This window comes from Sphingomonas gilva (assembly GCF_003515075.1).
Taxonomy (GTDB): Bacteria; Pseudomonadota; Alphaproteobacteria; order Sphingomonadales; family Sphingomonadaceae; genus Sphingomonas; species Sphingomonas gilva.
This window is the reverse complement of record NZ_QWLV01000006.1, coordinates 198880-213411: the sequence shown is the minus strand read 5'-3', so window position 1 is coordinate 213411 and position 14532 is coordinate 198880. Positions and strand designations below refer to the sequence as shown.

Genomic DNA, 14532 nt, shown 5'->3' with positions numbered 1-14532 from the left:
CGAAATCGCTGATGTTGAGCCCGATATGATCGATCATGCGGGTGATAACGCGCGCGACGGCGGCTGGCTCCACGATTCGCCGGGAGGCACCGTCTTCCCCCCATTCAAACCGGAAGACAGGTGTTTTGGCGCGGGGGGGGGGGGGGGGGGGGGGGGTGGGGGTGGGGGGGGGGGCGGGGGGGGGGGGGGCCGGCGGGGGGGGGGGGGGGGGGGCGCGGGGGGGGGGGGGGGGGGGCCCCCGCCACAAGCGATCCGCTCGCGGCGCTTCCCCCTCCACCAGCCTGCGGCTGGTCCCCCTCCCCCAGACAAGCTGGGGGAGGATCTTACTCCGGCGCGACCAGGGCGGCCGCCTTGACGCCGGGCTGCTCCACCAAGCGGATGTTGAGCTCCCTGAGCTGCTTGGCGGTGACCGGACCGGGCGCCCCCATCATCAGGTCCTCGGCGCGCTGGTTCATCGGGAACAGCACGACCTCGCGGATATTGGGCTCGCCGGCCAGAAGCATGACGATGCGGTCGATGCCGGGGGCCGACCCGCCGTGCGGCGGGGCGCCGCATTTGAACGCGTTGATCATGCCGGCGAAATTGGTGTCGACATCGGCCTGGCTGTAGCCGGCGATCTCGAACGCCTTGTACATGATGTCCGGCCGGTGGTTGCGGATCGCGCCCGAGGACAGTTCCACGCCGTTGCAGACGATGTCGTACTGATAGGCGAGGATGTCGAGCGGGTCCTTGGTCTCCAGCGCCTCCATCTCGCCCTGCGGCATGCTGAAGGGGTTGTGGCTGAAGTCCACCTTCTTCGCGTCCTCGTCATACTCGAACATCGGGAAATCGACGATCCAGCAGAATTCGAAGCGGTCCTGGTCGATCAGCTCGAGCTGCTCGCCGACGCGGGTGCGGGCGAGGCCGGCGAGCTTCGCGGCCTGCGCTTCCTTGCCCGCGGCGAAGAAGATGCCGTCGTCCGGGCCGAGGCCGAGCGCGTCCGCCAGCGCGTTCATCTTGTCCTCGCCGTGGTTCTTGGCGATCGGGCCGCCCCATTCGCCGCCCTTGCGCGTGGCGTAGCCCAGGCCGGGAAAGCCCTCCGACTGCGCCCAGGCGTTCATGTCGTCGAAGAACTTGCGGCTCTTCTCGGCGGTGCCCGGCGCGGGGATCGCGCGGACGACGTCGCCGCCCTCGACGATCGAGGCGAAGCGGCCGAAGCCCGAGCCACGGAAGTGATCTGAGACGTCGGCGATGATCAGCGGGTTCCTCAGATCGGGCTTGTCGTTGCCGTATTTGAGCATCGATTCGCGGTAGGGAATGCGCGGGAAGGGTGCGGCGGACACGCTGCGGCCCCTGCCCTGCCAATCGGCGAACTCCTCGAACACGCCGTGAAGAACGGGCTCTATCGCATTGAAGACATCGTCCTGCGTGACGAAGCTCATTTCGAAATCGAGCTGGTAGAACTCGCCCGGCGAACGGTCGGCGCGCGCGTCCTCGTCGCGGAAGCAGGGGGCGATCTGGAAATAGCGGTCGAAGCCCGCGACCATCAGCAGCTGCTTGAACATCTGCGGCGCCTGGGGAAGCGCGTAGAACTTGCCCGGATGGACGCGGCTGGGGACCAGATAGTCGCGCGCGCCCTCCGGCGAGGACGCGGTCAGGATCGGCGTCTGGAACTCGGTGAAGCCGGATTCGACCATGCGGCGGCGGATGCTGGCGATGACGTTCGAGCGCAGCATGATGTTGGCGTGCAGCCGTTCGCGGCGGAGATCGAGGAAGCGGTATTTGAGGCGGATGTCCTCGGGGTAGTCGGCGTCGCCCGCGACCGGCATCGGCAGGTCCTGCGCGGCGGACTGGACGATCGCCTCCTCCGCGCGGATCTCGACCGCGCCGGTCGGCAGGTTGGGGTTCACCGCCTCCGCCGCGCGCGCGACCACCTTGCCGGTGATCGTCACCACCGATTCCGCCCGCAGCGACTCGATCACCTTGAAGGCGGGGCCGTCGACCTCGGTGACGATCTGGGTCAGGCCGTAATGGTCGCGCAGGTCGACGAAGACGAGATCGCCGTGATCGCGCTTCCGGTGCACCCAGCCGGAGACGCGGACCGTCTGGCCGACATCGGATTCGCGCAGGGCGGCGCAGGTGTGGGTACGATAGGCGTGCATGACCGCGATCTCTTGAAAATGCCGTTCGGAAGGCCGCGCGCATCCCCGCCCAACCCCCTTTTGTCAAGGCGCACCGCCTCAGCTATGGGGCCGCGATGCATATCCATGACCTGATTACGGACTCGGCCGCTCTCGCCAATCTCTGCGCCCGTCTGGCCGATTCGCCCTTCGTCGCGGTCGATACCGAATTCATGCGCGAGAACAGCTATTGGCCAGAACTGTGCCTGATCCAGATCGCCGACGAGAACGAGGCGGCGGCGATCGACCCGATGGCGCCGGGCATCGACCTCAAGCCGCTGCTCGACCTGCTGACGACGAACGAGGACGTGCTGAAGGTGTTCCACGCCGGCGGCCAGGACATCGAGATCGTCCACAACCTGACCGGCAAGACGCCGCACCCGCTGTTCGACACCCAGATCGCGGCGATGGCGCTCGGGCAGGGCGAGCAGATCGGCTATTCGAACCTGGTCGATGCGTGGCTGGGCGTCGCGCTCGACAAGGGCGCGCGCTTCACCGACTGGAGCCGCCGGCCGCTCGACAAGCGCCAGATCGACTATGCGATCGCCGACGTCACGCATCTGGTGAAGATCTTCCCGCGGATGCTGGAGAAGCTCAAGAAAACCGGCCGCGGCGAATGGCTCGACCAGGAGATGGAGCGGATCGCCGATCCATTCAATTACGAGAATCCGCCCGAGCTCGCCTGGCAGCGCATCCGCATCGCCAGCCGCAAGCCGGAGGTGCTGGGCCGGCTGAAGGCGCTGGCCGCGTGGCGCGAGCGCGAGGCGCAGACCAAGAACCTGCCGCGCGGCCGCATCGCCAAGGACGAGACGATCGCCGATCTCGCCGGCAACCCGCCGCGCCAGCAGGCCGACCTCGCCAGGGTGCGCGGACTTTCGGCGAGCTGGGCGGGGAACGACATCGGCCGGCGGATGATGGAGGCGATCGCCGCGGCGGCGCCCATGCCCGCGAGCGAGTTGCCCGCGCGCGAGGACAGGAAGCCGGGCCTGGGCAAGGAGGGCGCGCTGGTCGCGGACCTCCTGAAGCTGCTGCTCAAGATCCGCGCCAAGGAGATCAACGTCGCCCCGCGGCTGCTCGGCCGCTCGGACGATCTGGAAGCGCTGGCGGCGGGGCAGCGCGAGGGGCTGTCGATCCTCGAAGGCTGGCGATGCGACCAGTTCGGCCGCGACGCGTTGGATCTGGTCGAAGGCCGGCTTGCCTTCGCCGTCGTGAACGGCAAGCTCAAGATGACCCGCACCGAAGGGGAGAATGCATAGATGACCCGCTCGATCGCCCTCTTGCCGCTGGCGGCACTCGCCATGGCCTGCACCCAGACGCCCGCGATGAACAACGCCGATCAGGCGTCGGCGGACGAGACCGTGGCGCCCGCAAGCAACACGCAGACGCCGGCGGGCGAAGGCATGGCGGACATGCCGATGGTGTGCGACGCCGAAGCCGTGCAGGACCTTGCCGGCAAGCCCTATACCGAAGCGGTGGGCCAGGACGCGCAGACGCGCAGCAACGCCAGGTCGATGCGCCTGATCCGCCCCGGCATGGCGGTGACGATGGATTACCGCAACGACCGGCTGAACATCGAGGTCGACGACAAGAACGTGATCACGACGGTCCGCTGCGGGTAGATTTTTGGAAACAAGCCCGTCGCCCCTGCGCAGGCAGGGCCTGGAACGCAACGAGTATGGCAAGCTTCGGCTGCCGGTGACGGGCTGATCTAAATCCTCCCCTGCATTCGGGACTGCATCCATTGCCACCACGTCACCCCCCGGACTTGTTCCGGGTCCATCGTGCCAAACAGCACAGCTCACGCGTTTTGGAGAGATGGATGCCGGAACAAGCGCGTCCCGAGCCTGTCGGAGGGTCCGGCATGACCGTCGAGAGTTGACGCGGTTCGTGCGCGTATAGATCAGACGAAGAAATTCCTCGAAGGCTTGCCGGCCAATTCTCCCTCAAACCACCAGATCCACAACCTCCGCCTCCTCGCCTTCCGCCGCCAGCAGCAGCGTCCGGTGGCACATGCCGGGATCGCGTTCGAAGCAGAGCAGCGCGCTCGGCTTCTCCGCCGCCAGTTCGCGCATCCGCGCCGCCGCGGCCCGCGCCTCGGGCAGTTCGAGCTGCCCGGCATAGACCGCCTCCAGCGTCGCCCGGTCCCCCTTCTTCGCCGCGTCGCGCCCCGGCTTGGGCGTGCCGAGCGGCTTCAGATGGACATAGTCGATCCCCACCGCCTCCAGCTCCGCCGCCAGGCTCGATTTGGAGAAGCCGGGGCGCCGCGACAACGGCAGCGCGCGCACGTCGATCACCCGCTCGACACCGGCCTTGCGCAATGTGGCGAGGAATTCGGCCATGGTCGCGCCTTCATAGCCGATAGTGAACACCTTCATGGCATCTCGCGGAAACCCGCCTCGATACTGTTGCCGTCGGGATCGATCAGGAACGCGGCATAATAATGCTGCGCCTCGCCGCCGCGCGGGCCCGGCGCGCCATTGTCGGTGCCGCCGGCCGCCAGACCCGCCTCGTGGAACGCGTCGACCGCTGCGAGGTCCGCGGCCGAGAAGGCGACATGCAGCGGACTCGCCGAGGTCCGGTCACCCTCGCGCCAGAAAACGGGCCGGTCGGTGCCGATCCACAGAAAGGGGATCGGCGCTTCGGCACTCCGTCCGATCAGGAACGATGTCGGCGAATTGTCGATCACCGCCAGCCCGATCGCACCCATCGTCGCGTCATAGAAACGGCGCGACCGCGCCAGATCGGCGACGCGAAAGCCGAAATGGTCAAGCATCGGGCCTCCTCATTCGGGCAGATGGCACACCGCCTCGACATTGATCCCATCGGGATCGAGCGCGAAGGCGGCGTAGTAGCGCCCCTCATATTGCGGCCGCAGCCCCGGCGCGCCGTTGTCCTTGCCGCCCGCCTCGAGCGCGGCTGCGTGGAAGGCGTCGACCTACGCCGCGGTCTTGGCGCGGAAAGCGACATGGCTGCCTTCGCCCGGCTGCTCGCCATCGGCGATGACGAAGAAGATCTCGTCGTCGCCCATCAGCAGCGCCTGGTTGCCCAGCGTGTTGGTCTCGGTGCGGACGGTGCGGATGCCGAGCGGCGCGAGCGCCGCCTCGTAAAACGCCCGCGACCGCGCGAAATCGCTGATGTTGAGCCCGATATGATCGATCATGCGGGTGATAACGCGCGCGACGGCGGCTGGCTCCACGATTCGCCGGGAGGCACCGTCTTCCCCCCATTCAAACCGGAAGACAGGTGTTTTCACGCGGAGCCGCGGAGATCGCGGAGAAGAAGAAGAAGAAGAAGAAGAGGGGTTCACGCGAAGGCGCGAAGGCGCGAAGAGGTATGTTCGCGCCGAGATCGTGGGAGGAAATGGCCCTTTGCCGCGCAGCGCCTTATCCTTCTCTTTCTCCGCGCCCTCCGCGCCTCCGCGTGAAAACACCTTCTTCTTCGCGCCTTCGCGCCTTCGCGCCTTCGCGTGAACCAATCCTCCACACGATCAGCATTTCCACGTCCTGCGACTTGACTCCAACACGATGTCCTGTTATTTCTGTCTTTACAGAAAGGACGGTATAGTGCAGCTGCTCGACCATCCCGACGCCCGCGCCTTCATCCTTCACTGGGGGGAGATGGGGACGCATTGGGGGGTCAACCGTTCGGTCGCGCAGGTCCATGCGCTGCTCTATCTCTCGGACAGGCCCCTCCCCGCCGACGACATCGTCGAGGGGCTGACGCTGGCGCGCTCCAACGTGTCGACCGCGCTCAAGGAGCTGCAGGGCTACGGCATCGTCCGCCGCGTGCATGTCGAGGGCGACCGGCGCGACCATTTCACCGCGGAGACCGATCTGTGGGAAATGCTGATGCGCATCGTCGCCGAGCGCAAGCGGCGCGAGATCGATCCGACCATCGCGCTCCTGGGCGAGCTCGCCGCGCGGCTGAAGGATGACGCCGCCGCCCCCGCGCAGCTGCGTGAGCGCGTCGGGCGGATGCACGAATTCCTCGGCACATTGGGCGGCTGGTACGAACAGGTCCGGGTCCTGCCCAGGCCCACCCTCGTCGCCCTGATGAAGCTCGGCGGCAAGGTCGCCCGCTTCGTCGCGCCGCTTGCCGGCAAAGCGAAGGATTAGGGTCCAAACTCAAGAAGCAAGGAGGTTGTCATGCATGTGCTCGACGAACGCCAAAAAGTTTCTGGATTTACAGAACTGAGCGAAGGATCGAAGGCGGCGCATTTTGGCTTCGATTGGGAACGGGATTATGGCGGAACCTATCGCCAATGCCCCTCCGCCTTCTGGCTCGCGCCCGACGCGGCGGACGTGTTGCCGCCCGCCGATCTGCTGCATCCCCGCCCCGCGCCGCCCGCGGCCGAGCCCCAGCCGATGATCGACCCGCCCGATGAGAGCGTCGACAACCGCGCATTCGGCGCAGGCCTGGCGATCCTGCTCGCCGGACCGATCTTCGTGATGAGCATCCCGCTCGTCGAAGGCCTTGCTGCGCCCGCGATCGCCTTCGCGATGATCGCAGCGCTTCCCTTCACGGTCGTGATCGGCGCGATCCTGGCCGCCGTCCCCGTCTGCCTCGGCTCGCTGCTGATGGGAAAGCTGGGCGAAGCGGGGCGCGGCTGGCGGCACCCGCTCGCCTGGATGGGCGTCGGCGCGCCGTTCGGCATGGTCCTGGCGGCGCTGTTCGGCTCCGGCCCGCAGGGGATCGGCGCGATGGCGATCACCGGCGCGCTCTGCGCCGGGGTCGCGCGGTGGAAGGTGCGCTGGGGCACGCCTGCTCAGCCCGCCCGCAACGTCCGGACGCCCGCCGTCGCGATCAGCGCCTGACCGCCGAAATAGGTCGGCCATACCAGCAGGTCGGGTATGGCCGAACCGGCGAGCGGCCCCATCCGCGCGAAGATCAGCAGGTCGGAAATCACGAACAGCACCGCGCCCAGCCCCAGCCGGTAGCGCGGGAACCGGCTGGCCCAGGCGGCCGCCGCCATCGCGCCGAGGCCCGTCGCATACAGCGTCACCAGCGGGTCGCGGGTCAACAACCACGAAATCAGCGGCGTTCCGATCAGCAGTGCGGTCGCCAGCGCGATCTGCGTGGAGCTCGGATTCGGCCGCCGGTTACGCAGATAGAGCGCGACCGCGACGATATGGCCCGCCAGGAAGGCGACCGCTCCCACGGTCAGCCCGTGCGTCTCGAGCAGCACGTCGCCCAGCGCATGCAGCGCCAGCACGAGCGCGAGCAGCCTACCGTCGCCGCTCTCCGCCTGCGTCGCCGCCCATGCCGCCAGCAGCCCGACGCCCGCGCCCTTCCAGGCGATCAGCGCCGCGCCGTGCACGCCCAGATCGTCGGCAAAGAAATAGCTCACCCCCGCGACGATCGCCGCCCACCAGATCCACCGCATCCCCTGTCCCCGCTGTCCTACATGATCGCGTTTCGCTATCGTGGTCGGGAGCTTGAAACAAAGCAACATGGTCGCGCAACGGAATTGCCGAACTGCTGCGACTTTTGCGACGCAAGGGCGAATCATTGGCGAATCACCAGGTGCATATCGTGGGCGGCGGCCTCGCCGGATCGGAGGCCGCATGGCAGCTGGCGGAGGCTGGTGTGCGCGTTCGCCTGTCGGAAATGCGCGGCAGTGGTGAGGTGACTCCCGCGCACCAGACCGATGGCCTCGCCGAGCTTGTCTGCTCGAACAGCTTCCGCTCCGACGACGCCGAATCCAACGCGGTGGGGCTGCTCCACGCCGAGATGCGGTCGCTGGGATCGATCATCATGGCGCAGGGCGACGAGCACCGCGTCCCCGCCGGTTCGGCGCTGGCGGTGGATCGGGACGGCTTCTCGGCCGGCGTCACCGCCCGCCTCGCCGCGCATCCCAATATCGAGATCGTCCGCGAGCGCATCGACACGCTGCCGTCGGAAGGCCTCACCATCGTCGCGACCGGCCCGCTCACCGCGGCGACGCTCGCCGCCAGCGTCGCCGGCGCGACGGGCAGCGATCATCTCGCCTTCTTCGACGCGATCGCGCCGATCGTCCACCGCGACAGCATCGATTTCGACACCGCCTGGTTCCAATCGCGATGGAATAAAGGCGACGGCAAGGATTACATCAACTGCCCGATGGATCGTGATCAATATGCCGCCTTCCACCAGGGCCTGCTCGATGGCGAGAAGACCGAGTTCAAGGACTGGGAGCGCGACACCCCCTATTTCGAGGGCTGCATGCCGATCGAGGTGATGGCGGAGCGCGGCTTCGACACGCTGCGCTTCGGGCCGATGAAGCCGGTAGGGCTCGACGATCCGCGCACCGGGCGCTGGCCGCACGCGGTCGTCCAGCTACGGCAGGACAACAAGGACGGCACGCTGTGGAACATGGTCGGCTTCCAGACCAAGCTCAAACATGCCGAACAGGTCAGGTTGTTCCGCACGATACCGGGCCTCGAGAACGCCGAGTTCGCCCGGCTGGGCGGGCTGCACCGTAACACCTTCATCCAGTCGCCGATCCTGCTCGATCGCACGCTGCGGCTGAAATCGGCGCCGCATATCCGCTTCGCTGGCCAGATCACCGGCTGCGAAGGCTATGTCGAAAGCGCCGCGATCGGTCTGCTCGCCGGCCGCTTCGCCGCGGCCGAGCTGGCCCGCGCGGATCTGCCGCCGCCGCCCCGCGAGACCGCGCTCGGCGCGCTCCTGTCGCACATCACCGGAGAGGCGGAGGTCGAGACCTATCAGCCGATGAACGTCAATTTCGGCCTGTTTCCGCCGATCCCGGGCAGGACCCGGAAGGCTGATCGCAAGAAGCTCTACACCGCCCGCGCGCGCGAAGCGCTCGCCGGATGGACGGCTAACCGTCCGACTCGACCGGCGGACAGTCGCGCCGAGCCGGAGCACGCCGCTTGACCGCGGTGGTGGCGAATTCGGTGCGGCTCATCGCGCCCGATTTGTCGCCGTCGGCGGTGGCGAACTTGGTGGTGGTCCTGATCGCCCACTCCTCGAAGCCCAGCCGGCCATCGCCGTTGGTGTCCAGCTTGGCATATGCCTTGCGCCGTTGCCGCAGATATTCCTCACGCGTGATCGCGCCGTTGCGGTCCCTGTCGTAGCGGTCGAAGCGGCGCTCCTCGCGGGTCTTGGCGGTCGCGGCGGGGACGGTCTCCGGCAAAGGCCGGGCGGTCGCCGCGGCTGGCGGCGGTGGCGGCGGATCGGGGATTGCCTGCTCGCTCGCGGCTTGCGAGTTCCACAGCACCAGCCCCGCCCCCATCAGCAGCATCGCCGACAGCGCTCCGGCAAGAAATCGCCACATTTTCAGTACCTCCCCGGCGCCGGATGCTAAGGCAATCACTATCGGCCGGTCAAACGGTGCCGAAGCGCCCGCAGCGTCCTGAGCGGGTGGCCCGCCGGCCGCAACCTGTCCGCGCCGCGCACCGTATCGCCCTGGGCCAAGGCCGCCAGCGCACCCAACGCCCGCAGCCGCAGCGGCCATGCCGCGTCCATTGCATGCCGCAGGGCACGCCCCGCCATGGCCAGCGCGCGCGCGCTCAGCGCCGGATCGGAACTGTGCCGCGCCAGATCGCACAACGCCCATCCGCGGCCCGCATCGTCCAAGGCTGGATGATCGGCGCCCAGCATCTCGGCGCCGAGCGTGAACATCCGCGCGCCCCGCCCTTCGGCGAAGGCGGCGAGATCATCATCGGTCATGTCCGGTTCGAGCAATGCCTCCCAGCCGTCGACCAGCGCGGCAAGCGCCGTCCCGGACATATCGGGCACCACGCCTGCCTCGATCAGTTCGACGAGCGCGGGGTCGGACGGAGCAGGCCCGCCGCCCAACCCCGACAGCGCCTCGTGCCACCAGGTCAGCCGCATCTGGCACAGCAGCGGATCGCGCGCGCCGCGCACCACCTGACCCAGCGCTTCGTCCAGCCCGAACAGGGCCGCCAGAGCTCTGCGGCGATCGACCGGCGCATAAGCCAGGGCCAGCACCCGGTCGGGATCGGACAGACTTTGCGTCATCGCGGGCCAACATATGGAAAACGCGCCATTAACCCTGTCGCTTGAGCGGCCATTAGCAACGATTGCCCGATAGCGTCCCTGATGGACCGGTAATTCGCCGGGTGGGGCATGCGCATGACTTCTATTCCTGACGCCAAGAATCCGCGGGCCGGAACGCTCCAGCGTCTCCGTCGCGATCGCGCGGGCAACACGATCGCGATGCTGGCGATCAGCCTGATCCCGCTCGCTGGGCTGGTCGGCGGCGCCGTCGACATGAGCCGCATGTACCTGACCAAGACGCGCCTGCAACAGGCGTGCGACGCGGGCGCGCTCGCCGGCCGCAAGGTCATGGGCGGGGGCACCTGGGGGCAGAGCAGCTATGCGCCGCGCAACGCGGCCGAACAGTTCTTCGACGGCAATTTCAAGACCGGCGATTACGGCACCAGCGACCTGACGCGCACCTATACCGAATCGGCGGGCAAGGTGTCCGGCACGGCGTCGGCCAAGGTGCCGATGACGCTGATGAAGATATTCAAGCACGCGACCGAGACGATCAGCGTCACCTGCGACGCCGAAATGCGTCTGCCCAACACAGATGTGATGTTCGTCCTCGACACCACCGGGTCGATGGCTTCGAAGGCAAGGTCATCGGACACCGACACCAAGATCGTGGGTCTTCGCAAGGCGGTGCGCTGCTTCTACGAAGTCGTCGCGCGGCTCGATACCGAGGCGACCTGCGGCTCCGGACCGGGCCCGAACGGCGGCACCGGATCGCAGGTGCAAATCCGCTTCGGGTTCATGCCCTACGCGACCAACGTCAATGTCGGCCGTCTGCTGCCCACGGCGTGGATGGCCGATCGATGGCAGTATCAGTCGCGCGAGGCGCAAACCACGACCGAGACGTATTACACGTACGAAACGCCCGGCCAGGTCACGCAAACCGGCAGCGACGGCCGCGACAATCAGGATACCGACAGCTGGGAGCGCTACGACCGCCACTATAATGTCACCTCGACCTGGTGCCGCGACAACCAGCCGGCAAACACCGCGCATGTTCCGGAGGAGAATGAGAGCGGGCCATTTGACGAGAGCACGACCGAATCCAACGGCGTTCGCACCGTCACATGGAAGACCAGGCAGCGGCACGAATATGTCGAATACAGGCGGACGCATAACAACAACAATCGCTGCACCTATGACATGCGCGACGTCGAATATGACATGATCCGCACCTATTCGCGGTCGGATGAAGGTGTCGAGAACACGCGCGTGGTGTTCAACCAGTGGCGTTACGCGCCAGTTATGCTCAACGTCAGCGGACTGAAGAACGGCACCGGCTGGAACGATGATCTGGTGCTGCCGATCGGCAATGGCGGATCGGATCGAACGATCGCCTGGGACGGCTGCATCGAGGAACGCGCCACGGTCAAGCAAGCGAGCTATTCGCCCATTCCCGCCGATGCCGAAGATCTCGACATCGACAACGTGCCGGTTGCCGGCGACCAGCGGACCCTATGGGGGCCGGCGCTGCCGGACGTTATCTATCCGCGACGCGTCACGAGCAACTGGAACCAGATGAATCGGGCGGAATCGCTCACCGCGACCAATTACTACAACAACGTTCCCTATTACTGCCCGACCGAGGCGCGGCGTTTGCAGCAATGGCCGAATGCAGCCGATTTCGACGATTATGTCGATCGGCTGGTTCCGGATGGAAACACCTATCATGACATCGGCATGATCTGGGGGGCGCGTTTCATGTCGCCCACGGGCATCTTCCGCGCCGACAACGAGTTCACGCCCCAGGGCGGCGAGATCGAACGCCACATGATCTTCATGAGCGACGGCGACACGGTGGCGAGCAACACGGACTATGGGCCCTACGGTTTGCCATGGTTCGATCGCCGCACCACCGACGACGGCGAAGCCCCATCGAGCAGCCAGCTGGTCGACCAGGTCAACGCCCGGTTCGAGGCGCTATGCACCGCGGTGAAGAACAAGAACATCACGCTGTGGGTGATCTCGTTCGGCGACGGCAACAACGAGACGACCAAGAACCGGCTGAAGAACTGCGCCACGCCGGGACGGTTCTTCCAGGCCGACGGCTCCGACGATCTGATCGCCACCTTCCGCTCGATCGCCGACCAGATCTCCCAATTGAGGCTCACCAAATGAGGCGCCTTGCCCGGTCTCTCCGGCGCGACAGGCGCGGCGCGACGCTGGTGGAGTTCGCTATCGTCGCGCCGGTGCTGTGCCTGTTGCTGATCGGCGCGTTCGACATGGGGCACACCCTCTACATGAAGACGGTTCTTCAGGGCGTGATGCAGAAGTCGGCGCGCGATTCGGGCCTGGAATCGGGGCTGGACAACCGTGAGACGATCGACGCCAAGGTGGAGAAGCAGGTGAAGGCGCTGGCCAACAATGCCGAAATCACCTTCAAACGGCGCTATTACCGCACCTTCTCGGCCGCCGCGGCGGCCAAGGCGGAGCCGTTCACCGACACCAACGCCAACGGCAAATGCGATGCGGGCGAGCCCTTCGAGGACCAGAACCATAACCATGTTCGCGACGCCGATGGCGCCGACGACGGCCAGGGCGGCGCCAAGGATTCGGTGCTCTACACCGTCACGGTCGAATATCCCCGGATGTTCCCGATGAATGCCATGCTGGGCTTTTCGGACACGACGACGGTCACCGGAGCCATGATCCTGGCCAACCAGCCCTATGGCGATCAGGGCAGCTATGCCGCGCCGACGGTGCGCAATTGTGCATGAGGACCGCGCGATGAAAGCCATTCCCGATACTCTGCGTCGGTTGCGGACGGACAAAAGCGCCGTCGCGCTGCTTGAATTCGCCTATGGCATGCCGGTCTTCCTGCTGATGATGCTGAGCGGGTCCGAGCTCGCCAATTATGTGACGACCAAGATGCGCATCAGCCAGGTCGCGTTGCACGTCGCCGATCATGCCTCGCGCATGGGAACCGGCTCGCTGCTGTCGGCCAAGACGATCAGCGAAACCAACATCAACGACGTGCTGACGGGGGCCGGCCTGCAGGCGGGCGAGCTGGACCTGTACGAGCACGGGCGCGTCGTCCTTTCGAACATCGAACCGGCATCCGCGCCCACCGGAAACGGCCGGGTGAAGGTGACCTGGCAGCGGTGCCGCGGGCTTACGTCGTTTCCATCCGACACCTACGGCAAGACGGGGAACGACAACCTGCCCGGCATGGGGCCGCCGGGCCGAACCGTCGGTGTGCCCGCAGGAAGCGCGACCCATTTCGTCGAGGTATTCTATGAATACCAGCCATTGATCGCAGGCAAGTTCCTCATGGGCGACCTTGGCACCATCCGGGAGATCGCGTCGATGACGGTGCGCGAGCGTCGCGATCTGACCAAGATCTACAATACCGAGAACGCGACCAAATCCACCTGCTGAGCCTTACATCTCGCCGCGCGCGCGGCGGATGGCGTACCATTTCTGCACGTTGGCGTTGTGCTGCTCCAGCGTGTCGGCGAAGATGTGCCCGCCGCTGCCGTCCGCCACGAAATAGAGCGCGGTCGAAGGGGCGGGATCGAGCACCGCGTCGATCGATGCGCGCCCCGGATTGGCGATCGGCCCCGCCGGCAACCCCGCCATCGCATAGGTGTTGTAGCCGTTCTGCGCCTGCAGCTCCGAACGCAGGATGCGGCGGCCGAGCGGCTTTCCCTTGGTTACCGGATAGATCACCGTCGGATCGGCCTGCAGCGGCATGCCGCGCTTGAGGCGGTTCGAATAGACCGCCGCGACCGTGCGCCGCTCGGCAGGCACGCCCGTCTCCTTCTCGACGATCGAGGCCAGGATGACCGCCTCTTCGGGGGTGGACACGGCGATGTTGGGCTTTCGCTTCTTCCAGGCGGCGGCGAGATATTCGCGCATCGCCTTCTGCATCCGCTCGAGAACCTGCGCGCGCGTATCGCCGCGCTGGAAGCTGTAGCTGTCCGGCAGCACGCTGCCCTCCGCCGGCACCGCCACCGGCCCCGTGAGCAGCGGCTCGGCCATCAGCTTTTCGTGCACCAGGATCGAGGGCATGCCTTCGGGGATGGTGACCATGCGCTGCAGCGTGCGGCCGCCCTGCAGCATCTTGAGGATGTCCGACTGGCTGATCCCGGCGGGCAGCTGATACTCGCCGGCGCGGATCGGCTCGCCCGAGCCGAACAGCCTGGCGAACAGCAGGAAACGGCCGGCGGAGGGGATCGCGCCCGCCTCCTCCATCGCCGTCGCCGCGCGCGTCAGGCTGGCGCCTTCGGGAACGAGGACGGTCCTGGGCTGCTCGAGCGGTCCCCTGCCGCCCCAGCTCTGCGCGACGAGGAACAGCGCGGCGATGACCGCGAGCGCCGCCGCCAGCCCGAAGCAGCCGAGCTTTCGCATGGGA

The 14532-nt window shown here is 66.8% G+C and carries 16 protein-coding genes; 8 read left to right on the top strand and 8 right to left on the bottom strand.

Going from position 1 to position 14532, the window contains the following annotated elements; genetic code table 11:
• Positions 1-323 precede the first annotated feature (323 nt).
• Complete coding sequence (gene aspS / locus D1610_RS13270; protein ID WP_118864661.1) at positions 324-2141, bottom strand: aspartate--tRNA ligase; 1818 nt, start codon at positions 2139-2141, stop codon at positions 324-326.
• 95 nt (positions 2142-2236) lie between these two features.
• On the opposite strand from aspS, the gene rnd reads away from it, so the two are divergent.
• Together rnd and D1610_RS17425 are read left to right on the top strand one after the other, a co-directional pair.
• The gene (gene rnd / locus D1610_RS13265) at positions 2237-3415 is read left to right on the top strand and encodes a ribonuclease D (protein ID WP_118864660.1); all 1179 of its coding nucleotides are present in this window, start codon (positions 2237-2239) and stop codon (positions 3413-3415) included.
• Entirely contained in the window at positions 3416-3778 is a 363-nt protein-coding gene (locus D1610_RS17425; RefSeq protein WP_118864659.1) for an I78 family peptidase inhibitor, read from the top strand.
• Positions 3779-4102: 324 nt separating this feature from the next.
• Here D1610_RS17425 and D1610_RS13255 read toward each other — a convergent pair whose 3' ends face one another.
• The 3 genes from D1610_RS13255 to D1610_RS17420 form a co-directional block, all read right to left on the bottom strand.
• Complete coding sequence (locus tag D1610_RS13255; RefSeq protein WP_118864658.1) at positions 4103-4534, bottom strand: DUF488 domain-containing protein; 432 nt, start codon at positions 4532-4534, stop codon at positions 4103-4105.
• A complete protein-coding gene (locus D1610_RS13250; RefSeq protein WP_118864657.1) occupies positions 4531-4932 on the bottom strand; it encodes a VOC family protein in 402 nt (133 codons plus the stop codon). Before D1610_RS13250 ends, D1610_RS13255 begins: the two co-directional genes overlap by 4 nt.
• 162 nt (positions 4933-5094) lie before the next feature.
• Positions 5095-5355, bottom strand: a complete 261-nt coding sequence (locus D1610_RS17420; RefSeq protein WP_245942228.1) for a VOC family protein — start codon at positions 5353-5355, stop codon at positions 5095-5097.
• Between the two features lie 367 nt (positions 5356-5722).
• On the opposite strand from D1610_RS17420, the gene D1610_RS13240 reads away from it, so the two are divergent.
• Together D1610_RS13240 and D1610_RS13235 are read left to right on the top strand one after the other, a co-directional pair.
• On the top strand, positions 5723-6274 hold the full coding sequence (locus D1610_RS13240; RefSeq protein ID WP_118864656.1) for a GbsR/MarR family transcriptional regulator: 552 nt from the start codon (positions 5723-5725) through the stop codon (positions 6272-6274).
• A 30-nt stretch (positions 6275-6304) separates the two neighbouring features.
• Positions 6305-6973, top strand: a complete 669-nt coding sequence (locus tag D1610_RS13235; protein WP_118864655.1) for a hypothetical protein — start codon at positions 6305-6307, stop codon at positions 6971-6973.
• Here D1610_RS13235 and D1610_RS13230 read toward each other — a convergent pair.
• Entirely contained in the window at positions 6925-7542 is a 618-nt protein-coding gene (locus D1610_RS13230) for a lysoplasmalogenase family protein (protein WP_118864654.1), read from the bottom strand. The genes D1610_RS13235 and D1610_RS13230 overlap by 49 nt on opposite strands.
• A gap of 125 nt (positions 7543-7667) precedes the next feature.
• Here D1610_RS13230 and trmFO point away from each other — a divergent pair, with 125 nt between their 5' ends.
• Positions 7668-9035, top strand: coding sequence for a methylenetetrahydrofolate--tRNA-(uracil(54)-C(5))-methyltransferase (FADH(2)-oxidizing) TrmFO (gene trmFO, locus D1610_RS13225; RefSeq protein ID WP_118864685.1), 1368 nt, complete (start codon positions 7668-7670; stop codon positions 9033-9035).
• Here the strand turns inward: trmFO and D1610_RS13220 are convergent.
• Together D1610_RS13220 and D1610_RS13215 are read right to left on the bottom strand one after the other, a co-directional pair.
• Positions 8980-9435 (bottom strand): EF-hand domain-containing protein, encoded by a 456-nt coding sequence (locus tag D1610_RS13220; protein WP_118864653.1) that lies wholly within the window; start codon positions 9433-9435, stop codon positions 8980-8982. The two genes, trmFO and D1610_RS13220, sit on opposite strands and share 56 nt — an antisense overlap.
• Positions 9436-9473: 38 nt before the next feature.
• The gene (locus tag D1610_RS13215; RefSeq protein WP_118864652.1) at positions 9474-10142 is read right to left on the bottom strand and encodes a squalene/phytoene synthase family protein; all 669 of its coding nucleotides are present in this window, start codon (positions 10140-10142) and stop codon (positions 9474-9476) included.
• A gap of 114 nt (positions 10143-10256) precedes the next feature.
• Here D1610_RS13215 and D1610_RS13210 point away from each other — a divergent pair, with 114 nt between their 5' ends.
• The 3 genes from D1610_RS13210 to D1610_RS13200 are packed head-to-tail and all read left to right on the top strand — an operon-like array spanning position 10257 to position 13556.
• The gene (locus D1610_RS13210) at positions 10257-12296 is read left to right on the top strand and encodes a TadE/TadG family type IV pilus assembly protein (protein WP_118864684.1); all 2040 of its coding nucleotides are present in this window, start codon (positions 10257-10259) and stop codon (positions 12294-12296) included.
• On the top strand, positions 12293-12895 hold the full coding sequence (locus D1610_RS13205; RefSeq protein WP_118864651.1) for a TadE/TadG family type IV pilus assembly protein: 603 nt from the start codon (positions 12293-12295) through the stop codon (positions 12893-12895). Before D1610_RS13210 ends, D1610_RS13205 begins: the two co-directional genes overlap by 4 nt.
• Before the next feature lie 10 nt (positions 12896-12905).
• On the top strand, positions 12906-13556 hold the full coding sequence (locus D1610_RS13200; RefSeq protein WP_147414341.1) for a TadE/TadG family type IV pilus assembly protein: 651 nt from the start codon (positions 12906-12908) through the stop codon (positions 13554-13556).
• A 3-nt stretch (positions 13557-13559) separates the two neighbouring features.
• Here D1610_RS13200 and mltG read toward each other — a convergent pair whose 3' ends face one another.
• Positions 13560-14528: an endolytic transglycosylase MltG gene (gene mltG, locus D1610_RS13195; RefSeq protein ID WP_118864649.1), complete on the bottom strand. Its 969-nt coding sequence runs from the start codon at positions 14526-14528 to the stop codon at positions 13560-13562.
• Positions 14529-14532: the final 4 nt, after the last annotated feature.